The sequence below is a fragment of the Promicromonospora iranensis genome, from assembly GCF_028994805.1.
GTDB lineage: Bacteria > Actinomycetota > Actinomycetes > Actinomycetales > Cellulomonadaceae > Promicromonospora > Promicromonospora iranensis.
In genome coordinates this window covers 166,307-182,229 of record NZ_JAJQQP010000001.1, presented here as the reverse complement: position 1 = coordinate 182,229, position 15,923 = coordinate 166,307, and the positions used below count along the sequence as shown (strand labels likewise).

14 protein-coding genes are annotated in these 15,923 nt (G+C 70.2%); 12 read left to right on the top strand and 2 right to left on the bottom strand.

Annotation, left to right across the window (positions count from 1 at the left end; all coding sequences use genetic code 11):
- Positions 1-18 precede the first annotated feature (18 nt).
- The gene (locus LUM46_RS00755; protein ID WP_274991651.1) at positions 19-1,014 is read left to right on the top strand and encodes an NAD-dependent epimerase/dehydratase family protein; all 996 of its coding nucleotides are present in this window, start codon (positions 19-21) and stop codon (positions 1,012-1,014) included.
- A 19-nt stretch (positions 1,015-1,033) separates the two neighbouring features.
- Here the strand turns inward: LUM46_RS00755 and LUM46_RS00750 are convergent, their stop codons facing one another.
- Positions 1,034-2,080, bottom strand: a complete 1,047-nt coding sequence (locus LUM46_RS00750) for a LacI family DNA-binding transcriptional regulator (protein ID WP_274991650.1) — start codon at positions 2,078-2,080, stop codon at positions 1,034-1,036.
- Positions 2,081-2,360: 280 nt separating this feature from the next.
- Here LUM46_RS00750 and LUM46_RS00745 point away from each other — a divergent pair, with 280 nt between their 5' ends.
- From LUM46_RS00745 to LUM46_RS00695, 11 genes are all read left to right on the top strand, one after another.
- Positions 2,361-3,374, top strand: coding sequence for an ABC transporter permease (locus LUM46_RS00745; RefSeq protein WP_274991649.1), 1,014 nt, complete (start codon positions 2,361-2,363; stop codon positions 3,372-3,374).
- Positions 3,368-4,291 (top strand): carbohydrate ABC transporter permease, encoded by a 924-nt coding sequence (locus LUM46_RS00740; protein ID WP_274991647.1) that lies wholly within the window; start codon positions 3,368-3,370, stop codon positions 4,289-4,291. The genes LUM46_RS00745 and LUM46_RS00740 overlap by 7 nt, the downstream gene beginning before the upstream one ends.
- An 85-nt stretch (positions 4,292-4,376) precedes the next feature.
- Complete coding sequence (locus LUM46_RS00735) at positions 4,377-6,035, top strand: ABC transporter substrate-binding protein (protein ID WP_274991646.1); 1,659 nt, start codon at positions 4,377-4,379, stop codon at positions 6,033-6,035.
- Positions 6,036-6,163: 128 nt separating this feature from the next.
- Positions 6,164-7,783: a GH39 family glycosyl hydrolase gene (locus LUM46_RS00730; protein ID WP_274991645.1), complete on the top strand. Its 1,620-nt coding sequence runs from the start codon at positions 6,164-6,166 to the stop codon at positions 7,781-7,783.
- An 82-nt stretch (positions 7,784-7,865) separates the two neighbouring features.
- Positions 7,866-8,618 carry a YesL family protein gene (locus LUM46_RS00725; RefSeq protein WP_274991644.1) on the top strand — a complete coding sequence of 251 codons (753 nt, stop codon included), beginning with the start codon at positions 7,866-7,868 and terminating at the stop codon, positions 8,616-8,618.
- A 139-nt stretch (positions 8,619-8,757) separates the two neighbouring features.
- The gene (locus tag LUM46_RS00720; RefSeq protein WP_274991643.1) at positions 8,758-10,437 is read left to right on the top strand and encodes a metallophosphoesterase family protein; all 1,680 of its coding nucleotides are present in this window, start codon (positions 8,758-8,760) and stop codon (positions 10,435-10,437) included.
- A 58-nt stretch (positions 10,438-10,495) separates the two neighbouring features.
- Complete coding sequence (locus LUM46_RS00715; protein ID WP_274991642.1) at positions 10,496-11,416, top strand: hypothetical protein; 921 nt, start codon at positions 10,496-10,498, stop codon at positions 11,414-11,416.
- A 121-nt stretch (positions 11,417-11,537) separates the two neighbouring features.
- Positions 11,538-11,774, top strand: a complete 237-nt coding sequence (locus LUM46_RS00710; RefSeq protein ID WP_274991641.1) for a hypothetical protein — start codon at positions 11,538-11,540, stop codon at positions 11,772-11,774.
- A gap of 47 nt (positions 11,775-11,821) precedes the next feature.
- A complete protein-coding gene (locus LUM46_RS00705; protein ID WP_274991640.1) occupies positions 11,822-12,559 on the top strand; it encodes a MerR family transcriptional regulator in 738 nt (245 codons plus the stop codon).
- Positions 12,556-12,897: a YnfA family protein gene (locus LUM46_RS00700; RefSeq protein WP_274991639.1), complete on the top strand. Its 342-nt coding sequence runs from the start codon at positions 12,556-12,558 to the stop codon at positions 12,895-12,897. Before LUM46_RS00705 ends, LUM46_RS00700 begins: the two co-directional genes overlap by 4 nt.
- Positions 12,898-13,188: 291 nt before the next feature.
- Positions 13,189-13,692 (top strand): pyridoxamine 5'-phosphate oxidase family protein, encoded by a 504-nt coding sequence (locus LUM46_RS00695; RefSeq protein WP_274991637.1) that lies wholly within the window; start codon positions 13,189-13,191, stop codon positions 13,690-13,692.
- 28 nt (positions 13,693-13,720) lie between these two features.
- Here the strand turns inward: LUM46_RS00695 and LUM46_RS00690 are convergent, their stop codons facing one another.
- Entirely contained in the window at positions 13,721-15,745 is a 2,025-nt protein-coding gene (locus LUM46_RS00690) for an acyltransferase family protein (protein WP_274991636.1), read from the bottom strand.
- Between the last annotated feature and the right edge of the window lie 178 nt (positions 15,746-15,923).

The window sequence follows — 15,923 nt, the reverse complement described above, 5'->3', positions numbered from 1 at the left end:
GGTGCGAGGATTGGCGACATGTCGTCCAAGAGCATCCTGTTCATCGGTGGAAGCGGAATCATCAGCCATGCCTCGGTGGCCCGGGCCGCACGGCTCGGGCACCGGGTGACGGTGCTCAACAGAGGCCGGTCCTCGATCCGTCCGCTCCCCGCGGACGTCGAGACCCTTGTCGCGGACGCGAACGACGCCGGGGCGGTCGCCGAGGCGCTGGGCTCACGGGAGTTCGACGTCGTCGCGCAGTTCCGGGCGTTCAGCCCGGAGCACGTGGCCCGCGACGTCGCGCAGTTCGCGGGCCGGACCGCGCAGTACGTGTTCATCTCGTCGGCGTCGGCGTACCAGACGCCGCCGTCGCGGCTGCCCGTCCGGGAGTCGACGCCGCTGCGCAACCCGTTCTGGCAGTACTCGCGGGACAAGATCGCGTGCGAGGACCTGCTGGTCCGCGAGTACCGGGACAACGGGTTCCCCGCGACGATCGTGCGACCGTCGCACACGTACGACCGCACGCTGCTGCCGACGTCGGGCGGGTGGACCGACGTCGCCCGCCTGCGCGCCGGCAAGCCGGTGGTCGTCCACGGTGACGGCACGTCGCTGTGGACGCTGACGCACACCGAGGACTTCGCGGTCGGGTTCGTGGGCCTGCTCGGCCACCCGCTCGCCGTCGGGGACACCTTCCACATCACCGGGACGCACGCCCCCACCTGGGACCAGATCTACACCTGGCTGGCCGACGCGGCGGGCGTGCCGAACCCCGACCTGGTGCACGTCGCGTCCGAGACGGTCGCCCGGGTGCTTCCCGAGATCGGGCCGGGGCTGGTGGGGGACAAGGCGCACTCGATGGTCTTCGACATCTCGAAGGTGCGGGCGCTGGTGCCCGAGTTCGGCACCACCATCACCTACGACGTCGGCGCGGCGGAGCAGATGTCGTGGTTCGACGCCCACCCCGAGGCGCAGGTGGTGGACGCCGAGCTGGACGCGGCGTTCGACCGGCTCGCGGCGCACGCGCGCTCGGTCTGAGCGACCCGACGGCGCGGGCTCAGCTCGGTGGTGCCGTCGAGTCCCTGACCACCAGCTCGGTCGAGAGGTTGAGACGGCTGACCTTCGGTGGCCGCCCCCGTGCGATGTCGAGCAGGATCTGCGTGGCGGCCGCTCCCATCTCGGCGAGCGGCTGCCGCACGGTCGTCAGCGGCGGGCCCACCCAGGAGGCCAGCGGCAGGTCGTCGTAGCCCACCACCGACAGGTCCTCCGGCACGCGCAGGCCGAGCTGGTGGGCGGCGCGGAGCAGTCCGAGGGCCTGCATGTCGGAACCGGCGAACACCGCCGTCGGGCGGTCCGGCAGGCTCAGCAGCTCCATGCCCCGGTCGAAGCCGGCCTCGGTGTAGAAGTTGCCCTCGCGCACCAGCTCCGGGTCGACGACGGCGCCGGCCTCGTCGTGTGCCGAGCGGAACCCGTCGACGCGCGCGCGGCTGCACAGCATGTCCCACGGCCCGGTGATCATCGCGATCCGGCGGTGCCCCAGTGCCAGCAGGTGGCGAGTGGCCTGCAGCCCGCCGTTCCAGTTGTCGGAGCCCACCGAGGCGACGTCGGCAGGGGGCTCGCCGTCGGTGTCGATCACCACGTAGGGGATGCTGCGCCGGTCGAGCTGCTGGTGCTGGGCGTCGGTGAGGTTCGCGGCGACGAGCAGCACGCCGAGCGGTGGCCGTGACATCGTCGTGTCGAGCCAGGTCTGCGGCGGCCGGTGCTCACCACCCAGCTCGGACAGGATCACGCTCGTGCGGTGTGCGGCCGCGGCCCGCTCGACGCCGCGGATGATCTCCATCGACCAGGCCGAGCCGAGCCGGTGGAACACCAGATCGATCAGCCCGGTGCCCGGTGGCGCGGTCGCCGGACGGCGACGGCGGTACTGGTGCTTCTCCAGGGCGGCCTCGACGCGGTCGCGGGTGGCGGGGGCGACGTCGGCCCGGCCGTTCAGCACCTTCGACACCGTCGGTACCGAGACGCCGACCTCGCGCGCGATCGTGGCGATCGTCGGTGTCGGCGCCACGGGGGCCCGTCCACCCGTTCCAGTGCTGAGCTCAGCCATACCGGTCGCTACCACCTTTTCGAAACCTGTCGCCGCAACTTTCGGCCCGTTACGTCTGACGGTACACCGCAGAAGCGCCCGGTTTGGCGGAGACCGGGCGACATCGAATCGTGACCTGGTACGGGGTGACCATGGCTTGACTGTGTGAGCGGAGTCACCCTACTGTCCGAGAAACCAAACTATCGGCAATCGAGCCGATAGTTTTCGAAAACGTTCCACGACGATGTGGACCGGGTCCAGCGACGGGTCCGGGGCACGACGTCGTGGCCGGAGGACAGCGATGGCACGAGGCACCGGGACGGTCGACACCGTGCCGCAGACGGCTGGGACACCGCCGGGTGGGGCGGACGACGTGAGCGCGGACGGTCCGCCGCCCCAGCAGCTGCGGAACACCTACACATGGGCGCGCGCACTGCGCAGGGACTGGCGGCTCTACACGTTCCTGATCCTGCCCGTCGCCTATCTGATCATCTTCAGGTACGTGCCGATGGCCGGGAACATCGTCGCGTTCCGACGGTTCCGGCCGGGCAGCTCGATGTTCGGCGACGAGTGGGTCGGCTTCTACTACATCGAGATGTTCATCTCGGACCCTAAGTTCTGGGACGTCTTCCTCAACACCATCGTCCTGGGCACGCTCACCCTGGTCGTCGTCTTCCCGCTGCCCATCGTGCTGGCCCTGATGCTCAACGAGCTGCGGTCCCGGCGGTTCAAGAAGATCGCGCAGACGATCACCTATCTGCCGCACTTCATGTCCATCGTGATCGTGGCCGGCTTCGTCTACCAGCTCACGGCGCTCAACGGCACCGTCAACCAGGTCATCACCGCCGTCGGAGCCGACCCCGTCTCGTTCATGCAGCGGGACGACTGGTTCCGGACGATCTACGTGACGTCGGAGATCTGGCAGGTCGTCGGGTTCGGCACCATCCTCTACCTGGCCGCGCTGACCACCATCGACGACCAGCTCTACGAGGCCGCACGGATCGACGGCGCCAACCGGTGGCAGCAGACCTGGCACATCACGCTGCCGGGCATCCGCCCGACGATCGTCGTGCTCCTGATCCTGAACATCGGCACGTTCATGGCCGTCGGGTTCGAGAAGGTGCTGCTGCTGTACAACCCGCTGACGTACGCGTCGGGTGACGTCATCGCGACCTACATCTACCGCGTCGCACTGAACAGCGGCAGCTTCTCCTACGGTGCCGCGATCGGCCTGTTCGAGGCGCTCATCGGTCTGACCCTTGTCCTCTCAGCGAACGCGATCGCCAAGCGCACGGTTGGAGCTTCCCTATGGTGACCACGGATCAGAACGTCCCGGACATCACCCGGGTCCGGCAGGTCCCGAAGACGGTCAAGGACTCCCGCTCCTACACGGTGTTCCGCGTCGTCAACGCCACCGTGCTGGTGATCGTCTGCGGCGTCACGCTGTACCCGTTCGTGAACCTGATCGCCAAGGCGTTCAGCTCGCACGGCTACATCGTCGCCGGCCAGGTGAACCTGTGGCCCCGGGGCTTCAACACCACCACGCTGATGGAGGTGCTGACCCAGGACCGGTTCTGGACGGGCTACGGGAACACGATCGTCCACACGGTCGGCGGGACCGCCATCGCCATGGCTCTCACCACCACGATGGCCTACGCGCTGGCGAAGAAGCACCTCAAGGGGCGGTCGTTCTTCATCGGCATGGTCGTGGTGACCATGTTCTTCAACGGTGGTCTCGTGCCGAACTACCTGCTGATCTCCGGCCTCGGGTTCAAGAACACGGTCTGGGCGATCATCATCCCGAACGCCATCAGCGCGTTCAACCTGCTCGTCATGAAGGCGTTCTTCGAGAACTTCCCGAACGACCTCGAAGAGGCCGCGGCGATCGACGGCATGACCGTCTACGGGATCTTCTTCCGGATCGTGCTGCCGCTGTCCAAGGCGGTCGTGGCGACCATGATCCTCTTCTACGCCGTCGCGTTCTGGAACTCCTGGTTCCCGGCGATGCTCTATCTGAGCGACCCCGAGCTCCAGCCGGTGACGCTCTACCTGCGCAACCTGCTGGCCGGTGCGACCGGCGCGGGCCGGGAGGCAGGCATGGAGGAGGTACAGATCGGTGCCAACCTCCAGGCCGTGACCATGCTGCTGACGGTGATCCCGATCGTGTGCGTCTACCCGTTCGTCCAGAAGTACTTCGTCTCCGGCGTGATGCTCGGCTCGGTCAAGGGCTGACGCCCCGCCGTCCCGCCGGTACCCCACAGCTGAACCAGCCCATCTGACCGTCGCGAACAACGACGTTCACAACTGGAGGAGAATCATGAGGATCACCCGCAGAAGGACCGCCGCGGGCATCACCGCATCGGTCCTGGCCGTCACGCTCACCGCGTGCTCGGTCGGCAGCGACGGTGACGACGGCGGCGAGGACGGCGCCATCGACACGGCGACGCAGGTCGGCTACATGGAGGACTTCGAAGCCGGCACCACGTTCAAGGCGACCGAGCCGGTCAGCTTCGGCCTGCTGTACCGCGACCACCCGAACTATCCGTTCAAGGACGACTGGTCGATCATCCAGCACCTGGAGCAGGACCAGAACGTCACGTTCGACTACGAGAACGTGCCGCTGGAGGATATGGCCCAGCGCCGGTCGGTCCTGATCAGCTCCGGTGACGCACCGGACATCATGCCCGTCACCTACCCCGGGGACGAGGCGCCGTTCGTGAGCGGTGGCGCCCTGCTGCCGATCTCCGACTACGTGCAGTACATGCCGAACTTCCAGGAGAAGGTCGAGGCGTGGGACCTGCAGGAGGAGATCGACGCCCAGAAGCAGGAGGACGGCAAGTACTACATGATCCCGGGGATCCACGAGATCGTCATCCCTGGCACCTACACGGTCGCCATCCGCAAGGACCTCTGGGAAAAGGCAGGCCTGGAGCACCCGGCGACCTGGGACGAGTACGCGGAACAGCTCCAGGTGATCAAGGAGGAGAACCCGGACCTGCAGTACCCGATGACCGACCGCTGGTCGATCAACGGACCGGTCGAGGCCACGATCTCCGCGGCCGCGCCGAACTTCGGCACGGTGGCGGGCTGGGGCTACGGCCTGGGCCTGCAGTGGAACCAGGACGAAGGCACCTACGTGTACGCCGGTGCCTCGGAGGAGTACCGGACCCTCGTGGAGTACTTCGCCGGTCTGGTCGAGGACGGGCTGCTCGACCCGGAGGCGCTCACCCAGGAGGACGAGCAGGCCCAGCAGAAGTTCGCCTCGGGCCAGGCCGCCGCGATCGGTACCAACGACCAGGTCATCCTGGAGTACCGGAGCGCCTTCGAGGAGATCGGTGACGAGGACTCCGAGATCGAGATGATCACGGTTCCCGGCGGTCCGGCCGGCGACAACATCGCCGGTGGCACGCGCCGCGAGTCCGGTCTGATGTTCGCCGCCGGTGCCGCCGAGCAGGAGGACTTCCTGGCGATGCTGCAGTTCGTCGACTGGCTGTACTACTCCGACGAGGGCCTCGAGTTCGCCAAGTGGGGCGTCGAGGGCGAGACGTTCGAGTGGGAGGGCGACAAGCGCGTCCTCAAGGAGGACATCGAGTGGGGCGCCCTGAACACCGGTGCGCCCCAGCTGCTCAACGCCGACTTCGGCTACTACAACGGCGTCTTCTCCCTGGCCCACGGCTCGACCCAGGATCTGGACCTGTCGATGCGCAGCGAGGAGGCGATCGAGTACATCCAGGACATGAACGCGGTCAAGGAGGAGCTGGACATCCCGCCGGCCGTCGCCTACGACGAGATGGAGCAGGAGCAGGCAGGGCTCCAGCAGACGACGCTGCAGGACATGGTCTTCCAGGCCACGGCCCAGTTCATCCTGGGTCAGCGTCCGCTGGACGAGTGGGACGCCTACGTCGCCGAGCTCGAGGGCTCAGGGATGCAGGAGTACGTCGACCGCGCGAACTCCGCAGCAGGCGTCACCGAGTAACCCCGCCTGACCGGCCCTGAGCCCGGCGTTGAGTGCGGGATATTTGCCCTTCGGAACGCTTCTGAAGGACAAATATCCCGCACTCAACGGGCCCAGCCTGTCGCACGCACCAACCTTCGAGGAGCCCTGTGTCCCGCATCGTCGTCCCGGCCGAACCCTCAGGTGTCCTGGGCGACGCCTGGCGGTCCTGCGTCGGCACCAGCCGCATGAACCTGGCGCTCCGCCAGGACTACCAGGAGTCCCTGGCCCTGGTGCAGCAGGACATCGGGTTCCGGTACATCCGGGGCCACGGTCTGCTGTCCGACGACGTCGGGGTGCACCGGCCGTACGACCAGGCCGGGTACTCCGGGACCCGGTACGCGTTCACCTACGTCGACCAGGTGGTCGACACCTACCTGAGCCTCGGGATCAAGCCGTTCCTGGAGCTCGGGTTCATGCCGGAGGCGCTCGCCTCCGGCCCCGACACCGTCTTCTGGTGGAAGGGCAACATCACACCGCCGCGTGACCACCGCGAGTGGGCGGCGCTCGTGCGGGCGGTCCTGCGACACCTGGTCGACCGGTACGGGCTGGAGGAGGTCCGCACCTGGCCGGTCGAGGTGTGGAACGAGCCCAACCTGGTCAACTTCTGGAAGGACGCCGACCAGGCCGCCTACTTCCGCCTCTACGAGGTGACCGCGGCCGCCGTCAAGGACGTGGACCCGTCGCTGCAGGTGGGTGGTCCCGTCCTCTCGCCCGGCGCTGACGAGTGGTGGGAGCCGTTCGCCGAGTTCGTCACGTCCCGCGACGTGCCGATCGACTTCACGTCCGTGCACGCGTACACCTCCGGCCCCGCGCAGCACGTGCCGTTCGGCGTGTACCAGACGCTCCGGTCCCCGGAGAGCCTGCTCGACCAGTTCGCGGCACCCCGCAAGCTGCTCGCCGGTACGCCGCTGGCGGCGCTGCCGCTGCACGTCTCCGAGTTCAACACGAGCTACCGGCCGGACAACCCGATCCACGACACCGCCTACAACGCGGCCTACCTGGCGCCGGTCCTCGCCGCCGGCGGCGAGCTCGTGGACTCGTTCTCGTACTGGACGTTCTGCGACGTCTTCGAGGAGGTCGGGGTGCCCGCGGCGTTCTTCCACGGCGGGTTCGGCATGCTCACGCACCGCCAGGTGAAGAAGCCGACGTACCACCTGTACGCGTTCATGGCGCGCATGGGACAGGACGTCCTCGCCCGCGGCACCGACCACCTCGTGACCAGGGACCCCGCCACGGGCAGGGTCACCGTGCTCGCCTGGCAGCCGGTGAGCGGCACCGACACCGCACCCGAACCGGAGCGGCACGAGCTGCACCTGAGTCTCCCGGTCACCTCGGCGGCCGAGCCGGCCGAGCCGGCCGAGCCGGCCGAGCCGGCCGAGCCGGCCGAGACCCTCGGCCAGGTCGCGACCAACTCGACCAGCGGAGCGCGGGCTTTTGTCCTCCGGCACGACGTCGACGAGTCCGCGGGCAACGCGTGGGCGGCGTGGGGAGCCATGGGGCGGCCCGCGTCGCCGTCGGGCAGACAGCTCGATGTGCTGCGCGAGGCGAGCGAGCCCGCCCGCCGCGCGTACTCGCTCCCCGTCGTCCCGACGGCGGACGCCGGCCGGGTCGACCTCGACCTGACCATCAGCCGCCACGGGGTCACGCTCGTCGAGATCGACCTCGTCCGGGACGAGACCCCGCCGTGGCTGGACGATGCCAGGATTCTCGGGCGGCTGAGTACGTGACGGCCTCGCCGCCAGGCTGTACCGGTCGGAGCCGATCGGAGCCGGTCGGAGCAGGGAGCCACATGAGAGGGAGAACGAGCGAGTGACCACACCGGACGACACACCTCGCCGCGACCCGCTGCACTGGCCGACGGAGCGGCCGGCCCCACCGGCCGGGCGTCCCGAGTTCGGCGAGGGTCCGCTGTCCCGCGTGACCAACGCGATCTACTGGTACCTGGTCACCGGGCTGCTCATGATCCTGACGACGCTGCCGGGGACGCTGCCCCTGCTGCTCCTGGACCGGTCCCCGCGCAACGCGCCGCTGGTGGCGCTGTGCCTGGTGCCGTGGGGCCCGGCGTTCTCCGCCGGGCTGTACGGGCTGCGGGACCGCCTCCGGGCCGAAGGGCTGACTCCTGCCCGATCGTTCTTCCGCGGCTACCGCCAGAACTGGGCGGACGTGCTCAGGGTGTGGGTGCCGGCACTCGTCGCCGGGGCGGTGCTGGGCGTCACCCTGGGGAACTTCGGTGCCACCGGCGTGCCGGACTGGTATGCCGGAATCCTGCTCGGAGTCTTTCTGGTGCTCCTGCTGTGGTGTGTGAACGCACTGGTCATCACGTCGTTCTTCAACTTCCGCACGCGCGACGTCGCGCGGCTGTCGATGTACTACCTGTTCCGACTGCCGCTCGTCACCCTCGGCACGCTGTCGTTGCTGGTCCTCGCGGGTGGCGTCGTCTACCTCGCGACGGAGGTGGCGTTCGCCGTGCTGTCGGTGCTGTGGGTCGCCGCCGTGCTGCGGAACGCGGCGAAGCTCCTGCGCGACGTCGAGGAGCGGTTCACGGCGCCGGACGCCGACTGATCGCGCCGGGACCGACCCCGCTCGCTCAGCTGTCCCGGACGGCACCGTTCACCTGGGCGTCGACCCCGGGCCCGGCAGTGGACACCTCACGGCCGTAGCGTCTGCGCCGGACGTATCAGGTCGACGAGAGGCACCCGGAATGACCTCCACCTTCCACGCTCGGACCCGACGCACGGCAGCCGTGCTGGTGGGGGCGAGCCTGCTCGCCGCTGGCACCGTGGGCACCGCCCTGGCCGGCCCCGCCCGCCCGGACGGGCAGCCCGACACCCGGGCCACCGACGGTGTGCTGTACCGGGAGAGCTTCGACTCCCTCGCCGACGACCTGCTGCCGCGTGCCGAGGACCCGGGCATCGAGGACGGCGTCGTGGGCTTCACGCACACCGCTCCCCGGGGCTGGTCCGTCGAGAACGGCCCGGACATGGCGGACGGCGGCGTCGAGGAGTGGCGCGGCTGGTCGTTCACCACCCGTGACTTCTGGACCGACGCCGAGGACCAGATGCGCTACCGGTTCGCCCGCGCGCAGGACGTGATCGCCGTGGCCGACTCGGACGAGTTCGCCGACGGCGCCGGCGCGCCGGGCGACTACGCGACGACGCTGGCCTCCGCGCCGGTCAAGGTCAAGGGCCGCGACCGGGTCGAGCTCACCTTCGACTCGCACTACCGGGGCTGGGCCGGGCAGACCGGCCGGGTCACGGTCGCGTTCGACGGCGGCGCGGAGACCGAGCTGGTCCGCTACGACAGCTCCACGGTCACCGACGACTACGACGGCGCACTGCTGAACGCCACCGAGTCGCTGCCGGTCGACGTGCCGCGGGGCGCGAAGCGGGCGGTCTTCCGCTGGCACTTCACCGCCGGCGCGAACTCCTGGTACTGGGCGATCGACTCCGTGGCGGTCCGGGCGGCCCTGCCCCCGGCGAGCGGCGACCCGACGACGGCATGGGTGCTCAGCGACATCCAGGGCGACCCGGACGACCTCGGCCACGCCCTGCGCGACCTCGACGCCGTCCGCCCCGACCCGGCCGGGCTGCTGATGGTGGGCGACATCGTCGACTCGGGCTCGGCGGCGCAGTGGCGGGAGGTCGACGACGTCATGGCCGGTGCGGCCGACGTCCTGCCGGAGCAGGTGGTGGCGGCGATCGGCAACCACGAGAGCTACACGGGCGAGTCGTGGGAGACCCTGCGCGACCGGTTCCTGAACTTCGCGGAGCGGGACCGGGTGTGGGACGAGTACCTGCTGGAGGGCTCGGGCGGCGACGTACCGGTGCTGGTCCTCGGCCAGGAGGCGGCGCGCCCGCCGGAGGTGCCGATGTCCCGCGAGCAGGTCGAGTGGCTGCGCGAGCGGCTCGCGTACTGGTCCGAGCGCGACAAGCAGGTGCTGGTGATCTCGCACTTCCCGCTCGGCGACACGGTCTCGGCGTCGTGGATCCCCTGGTACAGCGACAGCTACCAGTACAACGACGAGCTGACCGAGCTGCTCGGCGCCCACCCCAACACGATCCTGTTCAGCGGGCACACGCACTACCCGTTCGAGCTCGGTGACTGGGCGGTGCAGCGCCGCACGGCGGGGGGCCACCCGGACGGCTTCTGGACGGTGAACACCGGCGCGGTCCAGGTGGAGTGGGACGCGCGCGGGGAGAGCACGTCGGGTATCAGGGAGGTGGTGACGCGCGACATCAACCGCGGGCTCACCGTCGACGTGTTCCGCGACCGGGTGGTGGTCGAGGCCCGCGACTTCGGCCCCGTCGACGACCGCACGCCGGACAACGAGGTCAACGACGTGGTCCGGTCGGTGACCATCCCCAACCCGCTGACGAGGTAGCGGTCGGTGGGGCGGCGCAACATTGTCCGCTCTGCGGCACGTGGGCCACAGTAAGCGCATGGCGATCAAGCAGGGGGACCCGGTACGGCTGACCTACCGCTATCTGCGGGTGGCGATCGTGGCGGTGGTGCTGGTGCTGTTCGTGTCGTTGACGATGCAGATCGTCCGCGACCACGGTCGGCTCGGTTCGGGCGAGGAGTGGTGGCACGCGTCGATCAGCGCGTACTTCTACTCGCCGGTGCAGAGCATCTTCGTGGGCACGCTGGTGGCGATCGGCACGTGCCTGATCGCGATCAAGGGCCGACGCGGGGCCGAGGAGGTGCTGCTCAACTTCGCGGGCATGTCCGCGGTGGCCGTGGCGCTGGTCCCGACGCCGCTCGACGCCGCGATGTGCACGGCCGAGCCGTACTGCCTGGACGTGCCGGAGCGGGTGGGCAACAACGTGGGCACGCTGCTCCTGGTCGGTGGTGTCGTCCTGCTCCTGTCGACCTGGCCCCGACGGCACGACCTGGGCCGCCGCGAGGGCTGGGACCTGTGGCTCACCTGGGTGGCGTGGGCGGGGACCGGCGTCTGGCTGCTGGCCTGGCCCGCGAGCTTCCTGACCGCGGCGCACTACTCGGCGGCGGTCCTGCTGTTCGGCTGCCTCGTGGCCGTCGCCTGGATCAACGGCTCGGACCATGCGGTCACCGCCCAGGCGCTCGAACGGCTGCGCGGCATGTCCGCCCGGGCGTACCGGGTCTGGTACCGGTGGATCGCGGTGGTGATGGCGGCCGTGCTCGTGGTGGGCCTGGCCACCATGGTGGTCCTCGACCGGTATCTGCCGGACCTGTTCCCGCAGACGCTGTTCGTGGTCGAGACGGTGATGATGCTGATCTTCGCCCTCTTCTGGGTGCTGCAGACCATCGAGTTCTGGGACATCGGTCTGCCGGCGCGCGCCCGGGTGCAGGACCTCAAGGTCCCGGGGGACACGCCGCTGTAGGACGGACCGGTCTCACGACACCTGGATGCGAGCGGGATGCCGCCGCCGTACCGTCGAGGAGCGGTGGCGTGGTCGTCTCCACGGTCACGCCGCCGCACCACCGAGCCGGAGGGAGCGCAGCATGAGCGAGAACGAGGGCCACCGGACCGACGACGCACCGGTTCCGCAGACCAACCCCGGACCGCGTGTCGATCCTGTCTCCACGGACGACGACATCGAGGGCCGCGCGAATCCCGGGCCTCGCGAGGTCCCGGAGCCGGAGGACCCGGACGCCGACACGGACGAGCAGGCGATCCCGGGCGAGCACCCCAAGGACGATCCCGACCTGGAGGGCGAGGAGCGGTTCGACGCGGGCTGATCACGGAGCTTGACCTTCGAGTCGACTCGAAGGATTACCGTCGTGACATGGACGGGATGAAGATCTCCGAGCTGTCGGCCCGCAGCGGTGTCTCGACGTCGGCCCTGAGGTACTACGAGGCCGAAGGGCTGTTGCCGGCGGGGCGCTCGAGCAACGGCTACCGGGTCTACGGCCCCGCTGCTGTGGGCCGGCTGGCCTTCATCGCACAGGCCAAGCAGCTGGGCCTGCCGCTCGCTGCGGTGCGGGAGCTCGCCGACGCGTGGGAGTCCGAGCCGTGCCAGAGCGTGCGGGCCAGGTACCGTCCGATGCTCGTCGAGCGTGCCGTGGAGGTGGCCGAGCGAGAGCGCGGCCTCGAGGACCTGCGCTCGGCGCTGGCGACCGCCGTCGGGCGGCTCGACGCTCTGCCTGACCGCGACGAGCCGTGCGACAGCTGCTGCAGCGATCTCGACCACCCGGGCCCGAGCCTGCCGATGGCTGGAGCCGCCCCGGGACCGATCGCCTGCACGCTCGGCTCCGGCGACTACTCGGCACGGGTCGAGGAGTGGCGCGAGCTGCTCGCGGGAGCTCCGCGGGTCGACGTGGAGGGCGGCGTACGGGCGACGCTGCCGACGTCGGCCCTCGACCGCGCGACCGGCCTCGCGGTGGCGGAGCAGACGTGCTGTGCGTTCTACGCCATCCGCTTCGACCTGCACGGCTCGACGTTCGATCTGACCCTCACCGCCCCACCAGGAGCCGGGTCCATGCTTGCCGACCTGCTGCCCGAGGCGGCGGGCAGCGCTCGATGAACGTCACACGCTCGATCATCCTGTTCCTCGCCGCCGCTCTGTTCGAGATCGGCGGCGCCTGGCTCGTCTGGCAGGGCGTCCGCGAGCACCGGGGCTGGCTGTGGATCGGCGCCGGCGTGATCGCGCTGGGCCTGTACGGGTTCTTCGCGACCCTGCAGCCCGACGCGAACTTCGGCCGCATCCTGGCGGCCTACGGCGGCGTCTTCGTGGCCGGCTCGCTGGTCTGGGGCATGGTCGTCGACGGCTTCCGCCCCGACCGCTGGGACGTGACAGGGGCGCTGATCTGCCTGGTCGGCGTCGCGATCATCATGTACGCGCCGCGCGGAGCAGCGGGCTAGCCGCCAGGCCACCTGACCGGACCTCTCCTCCAGCCGGCCGACCTCTGGTCCGGCCCTCGGCGATCGTCTGTGACCGGTACCAGCTCCCGGTCCGGCGCGCCGACGAGCACAGCTCCGATGACTTCCGGGCTCGCCGCCGGTCAGACCTGGTGACAGTCGACCGTCACTCCTTTTCGAGGTCTATCTTTCTCCGCTTTGAACCGATTCAGAGCGGAGAAAGATAGACCTCGAAGGGGAGGATCCTGACCGGTTCGGCATCGAGCTCTCCGCACCAACTTGAGGAGCAGGATCATGAACGACCCCGTGACCACTCTCGACGCCCGGTTCAGCGCCCCCGGCGCCGAGCCGACCAGCTGGCAGGCGACGCAGGAGGTGCTCGAGAACGCCCAGATCACCTGGCTGACCACGGTACGTGCCGACGGCCGCCCGCACGTCACACCGCTGGTCGCCGTCTGGCTCGACGGTGCGCTGCACTTCGCGACGGGTCCCGAGGAGCAGAAGGCGGTCAACCTCGCCGCCAACCCGAACGTCGTGCTCACCGCGGGCCGCGACACCTGGGACGAGGGTGTCGACGTCGTGGTCGAGGGCCCCGCCTACCGCGTCACCGACTCCGCGACGCTGGAGCGGCTCGCGGCGGCCTGGCGCACCAAGTGGGACGGGCAGTGGGCGTACGAGGTGGGCGACGGTGTCTTCCGCAACGACGTCGGGGGTCCCGCCCTGGTCTTCGCCGTGGACCCGACAAAGGTCCTGGCGTTCACCAAGGGCACCTACGCCCAGACCCGCCACGCGCCGTGAGCCCGCCGCGCGCCGCGGGCAGCCGGCGTCAGTACAGCCAGGGTGCCGCCTGCCGCACCGCCTTGTCGAGCGCGGGGGTGAGGCTGCGCAGATAGGTGGCCGTCAGGTGCGAGCCGTCCCGGTAGACCATCACGTTCCCAACCACGGGCGGGCACGAGCGGGGCTCGCAGAGTGCGTCCGAGAGGTCCACGTGCCCGGCGGACGCGGGCATGCCCGGGAAGGTCTGCACCGGGTTGCGCTCCGCGAACACGTCCGACCGGTCCGTGGCGCACCGCGCGGCGTCCCGGCCGTTGTCGCGGACGCAGTTCGGAGGGCTCCAGCGGAACCTCGGGTTGTCCCGGATCGTGACCACCGGGATGCCGACGGCATCGAGCTGCTGCCACGCCGCGACCTCCACAGGGACGACGAACTCCCGCCGGTCCTCGTGGGTGCGGCTGCCGGTCACGAACACCGCGTCCGGATCCAGGGAGCCGGCGGCAGCCAGCACGTTCGCGCTCCAGCGCCCGCAGTCGTCGGTCGGCACCGGCTCGTACATCAGGCGGCACTGCCCCTTGCCGGCGACCAGTACCCGCCAGCCGTTCTCCCGCGCCACGCGGTTCACCGCCGCTGCCCACTGGTAGGTGTGCGACCCGCCGGCGACGAGCACCGTCCGGGTCGGCTCGGCCGGGTCATGAAGGGTGCACATCCGGACCTGGTCGAGTCCAGGGCCGTCGCCGTGCACCTGGACGCACTCCTGGTTGTGGTCCACACGGGTCTCGTCGGTCTTCGCCAGCTCGGGGTCGGGGCGCACGGGCATCTCGTCGGCCGCCTCCTGGAGGGTGGCCGCGTTCCCTGTGTGCGAGGCGTTCGGCGTGGTCCGCGGCCGTGGGGCGGCCAGCGCCTGGGCGCCCGTGTACGCGGGGCCGAGATGCTGGAGCGCCTCCAGCGCTGCGACCTCCCGGTTCCGCAGGTCGACGCTCGCCGCGAACGTGGGCACCACGACGAGCGCCGTCGCGACGCCGGCCGCCAGCAGGGTGCCGCCCGCGCGTGCCGGGCCCATGGTGCGTGGTAGCGCGAGTCCCACGGGGCGGGCGACCAGCTGGCGGGTGACCCACGCGAGGACCAGCGACGCGGCGAGCACGAGGGCCGCACCCCGGACACCCACCGCCGGGAAGCCCCGGAGGGCCAGGTAGAAGATGAGCACGGGCCAGTGCCACAGGTACAGCTCGTACGAGATGTCGGCGACGAACCGCAGCGGTGCCAGCTCCAGCAGGCGGCGCGGACCCCACGCCACGGTCGTGCCGGCGCCCGCGAGCACCAGCAGCGCGCCTGTCACGGGCCACAGCGTCCACGGGCCGGGGAAGAGCGTCCCGCCGTCGAGCAGGAAGCCCGAGGACACGATGAGGCCGAGGCCGGCCCAGGCGCCCAGGGCACGCAGGCCGCCGGCACCGCGCAGCGGGACGAGCGCGAGCAGCGCGCCGACACCGAGCTCCCAGAACCGGGTACCCGTGTGGAAGTACGCGGTGGGCTGCAGGACCTGGGTGAGGTACAGCGCGTAGGCGAACGAGGTGGCGGACGCGAGCGCGACGAGGACCACGAGCTGCCGCCGCACCCCGGTCCGTGCCCGCCGGCACAGCCACGCCACCACGAGCACCACGAGCGGCCAGGCGAGCAGGAACTGTCCCTGGACGGACAGCGACCAGAAGTGCTGGAGCGGGCTGACCGCCGGGCCGGCGGCACCGTAGGAGAGGGTGTTCGCGATCAGGTCCCAGTTCTCGACGTAGAGGCCGGAGGCGATGACCTGCCGCCAGATCTCCAGCCACCGCCCGGTGGGGAGCAACGTCCACGCGGCGACGGCCACGGCGGCGAGCACCACCAGGGCCGGCGGTGCCAGGCGGGCCAGGTTCCGCGCGTAGACCGAGCCGAGCCGGAGGCTGCCGGTCTCGGCGCGCCGGACGAGCGACCCGGTGACGAGGAACCCGGAGACGACGAGGAAGACGTCGACGCCGCCGGAGACCCGTCCGCCGCCGAAGAGGTGGAAGAGGACCACGAGCAGGAGAGCGAGACCTCGCATGCCGTGCACCTCGGTGAGGTGCGGACGGGCGGGCGGGGGCGTCGGCGTGGGCGGGGGCGTGGGCGTGGGTGGGGATACGGTGGCATGCATGGGGGACAACCAGGTGTGAGTGGATCTCGATTACACACCGAGGGACACCCGCGGTCTCGGCGACGATGCGCCCGTGGCCCAAGCGTTA

Bases quoted from the DNA above. Each gene is read 5' to 3' on its own strand.
- LUM46_RS00755 (WP_274991651.1), top strand. From the start codon at position 19: ATGTCGTCCAAGAGCATCCTGTTCATCGGTGGAAGCGGAATCATCAGC.
- LUM46_RS00750 (WP_274991650.1), bottom strand. From the start codon at position 2,080: ATGGCTGAGCTCAGCACTGGAACGGGTGGACGGGCCCCCGTGGCGCCG.
- LUM46_RS00745 (WP_274991649.1), top strand. From the start codon at position 2,361: ATGGCACGAGGCACCGGGACGGTCGACACCGTGCCGCAGACGGCTGGG.
- LUM46_RS00740 (WP_274991647.1), top strand. From the start codon at position 3,368: ATGGTGACCACGGATCAGAACGTCCCGGACATCACCCGGGTCCGGCAG.
- LUM46_RS00735 (WP_274991646.1), top strand. From the start codon at position 4,377: ATGAGGATCACCCGCAGAAGGACCGCCGCGGGCATCACCGCATCGGTC.
- LUM46_RS00720 (WP_274991643.1), top strand. From the start codon at position 8,758: ATGACCTCCACCTTCCACGCTCGGACCCGACGCACGGCAGCCGTGCTG.
- LUM46_RS00715 (WP_274991642.1), top strand. From the start codon at position 10,496: ATGGCGATCAAGCAGGGGGACCCGGTACGGCTGACCTACCGCTATCTG.
- LUM46_RS00710 (WP_274991641.1), top strand. From the start codon at position 11,538: ATGAGCGAGAACGAGGGCCACCGGACCGACGACGCACCGGTTCCGCAG.
- LUM46_RS00705 (WP_274991640.1), top strand. From the start codon at position 11,822: ATGGACGGGATGAAGATCTCCGAGCTGTCGGCCCGCAGCGGTGTCTCG.
- LUM46_RS00700 (WP_274991639.1), top strand. From the start codon at position 12,556: ATGAACGTCACACGCTCGATCATCCTGTTCCTCGCCGCCGCTCTGTTC.
- LUM46_RS00695 (WP_274991637.1), top strand. From the start codon at position 13,189: ATGAACGACCCCGTGACCACTCTCGACGCCCGGTTCAGCGCCCCCGGC.
- LUM46_RS00690 (WP_274991636.1), bottom strand. From the start codon at position 15,745: ATGCGAGGTCTCGCTCTCCTGCTCGTGGTCCTCTTCCACCTCTTCGGC.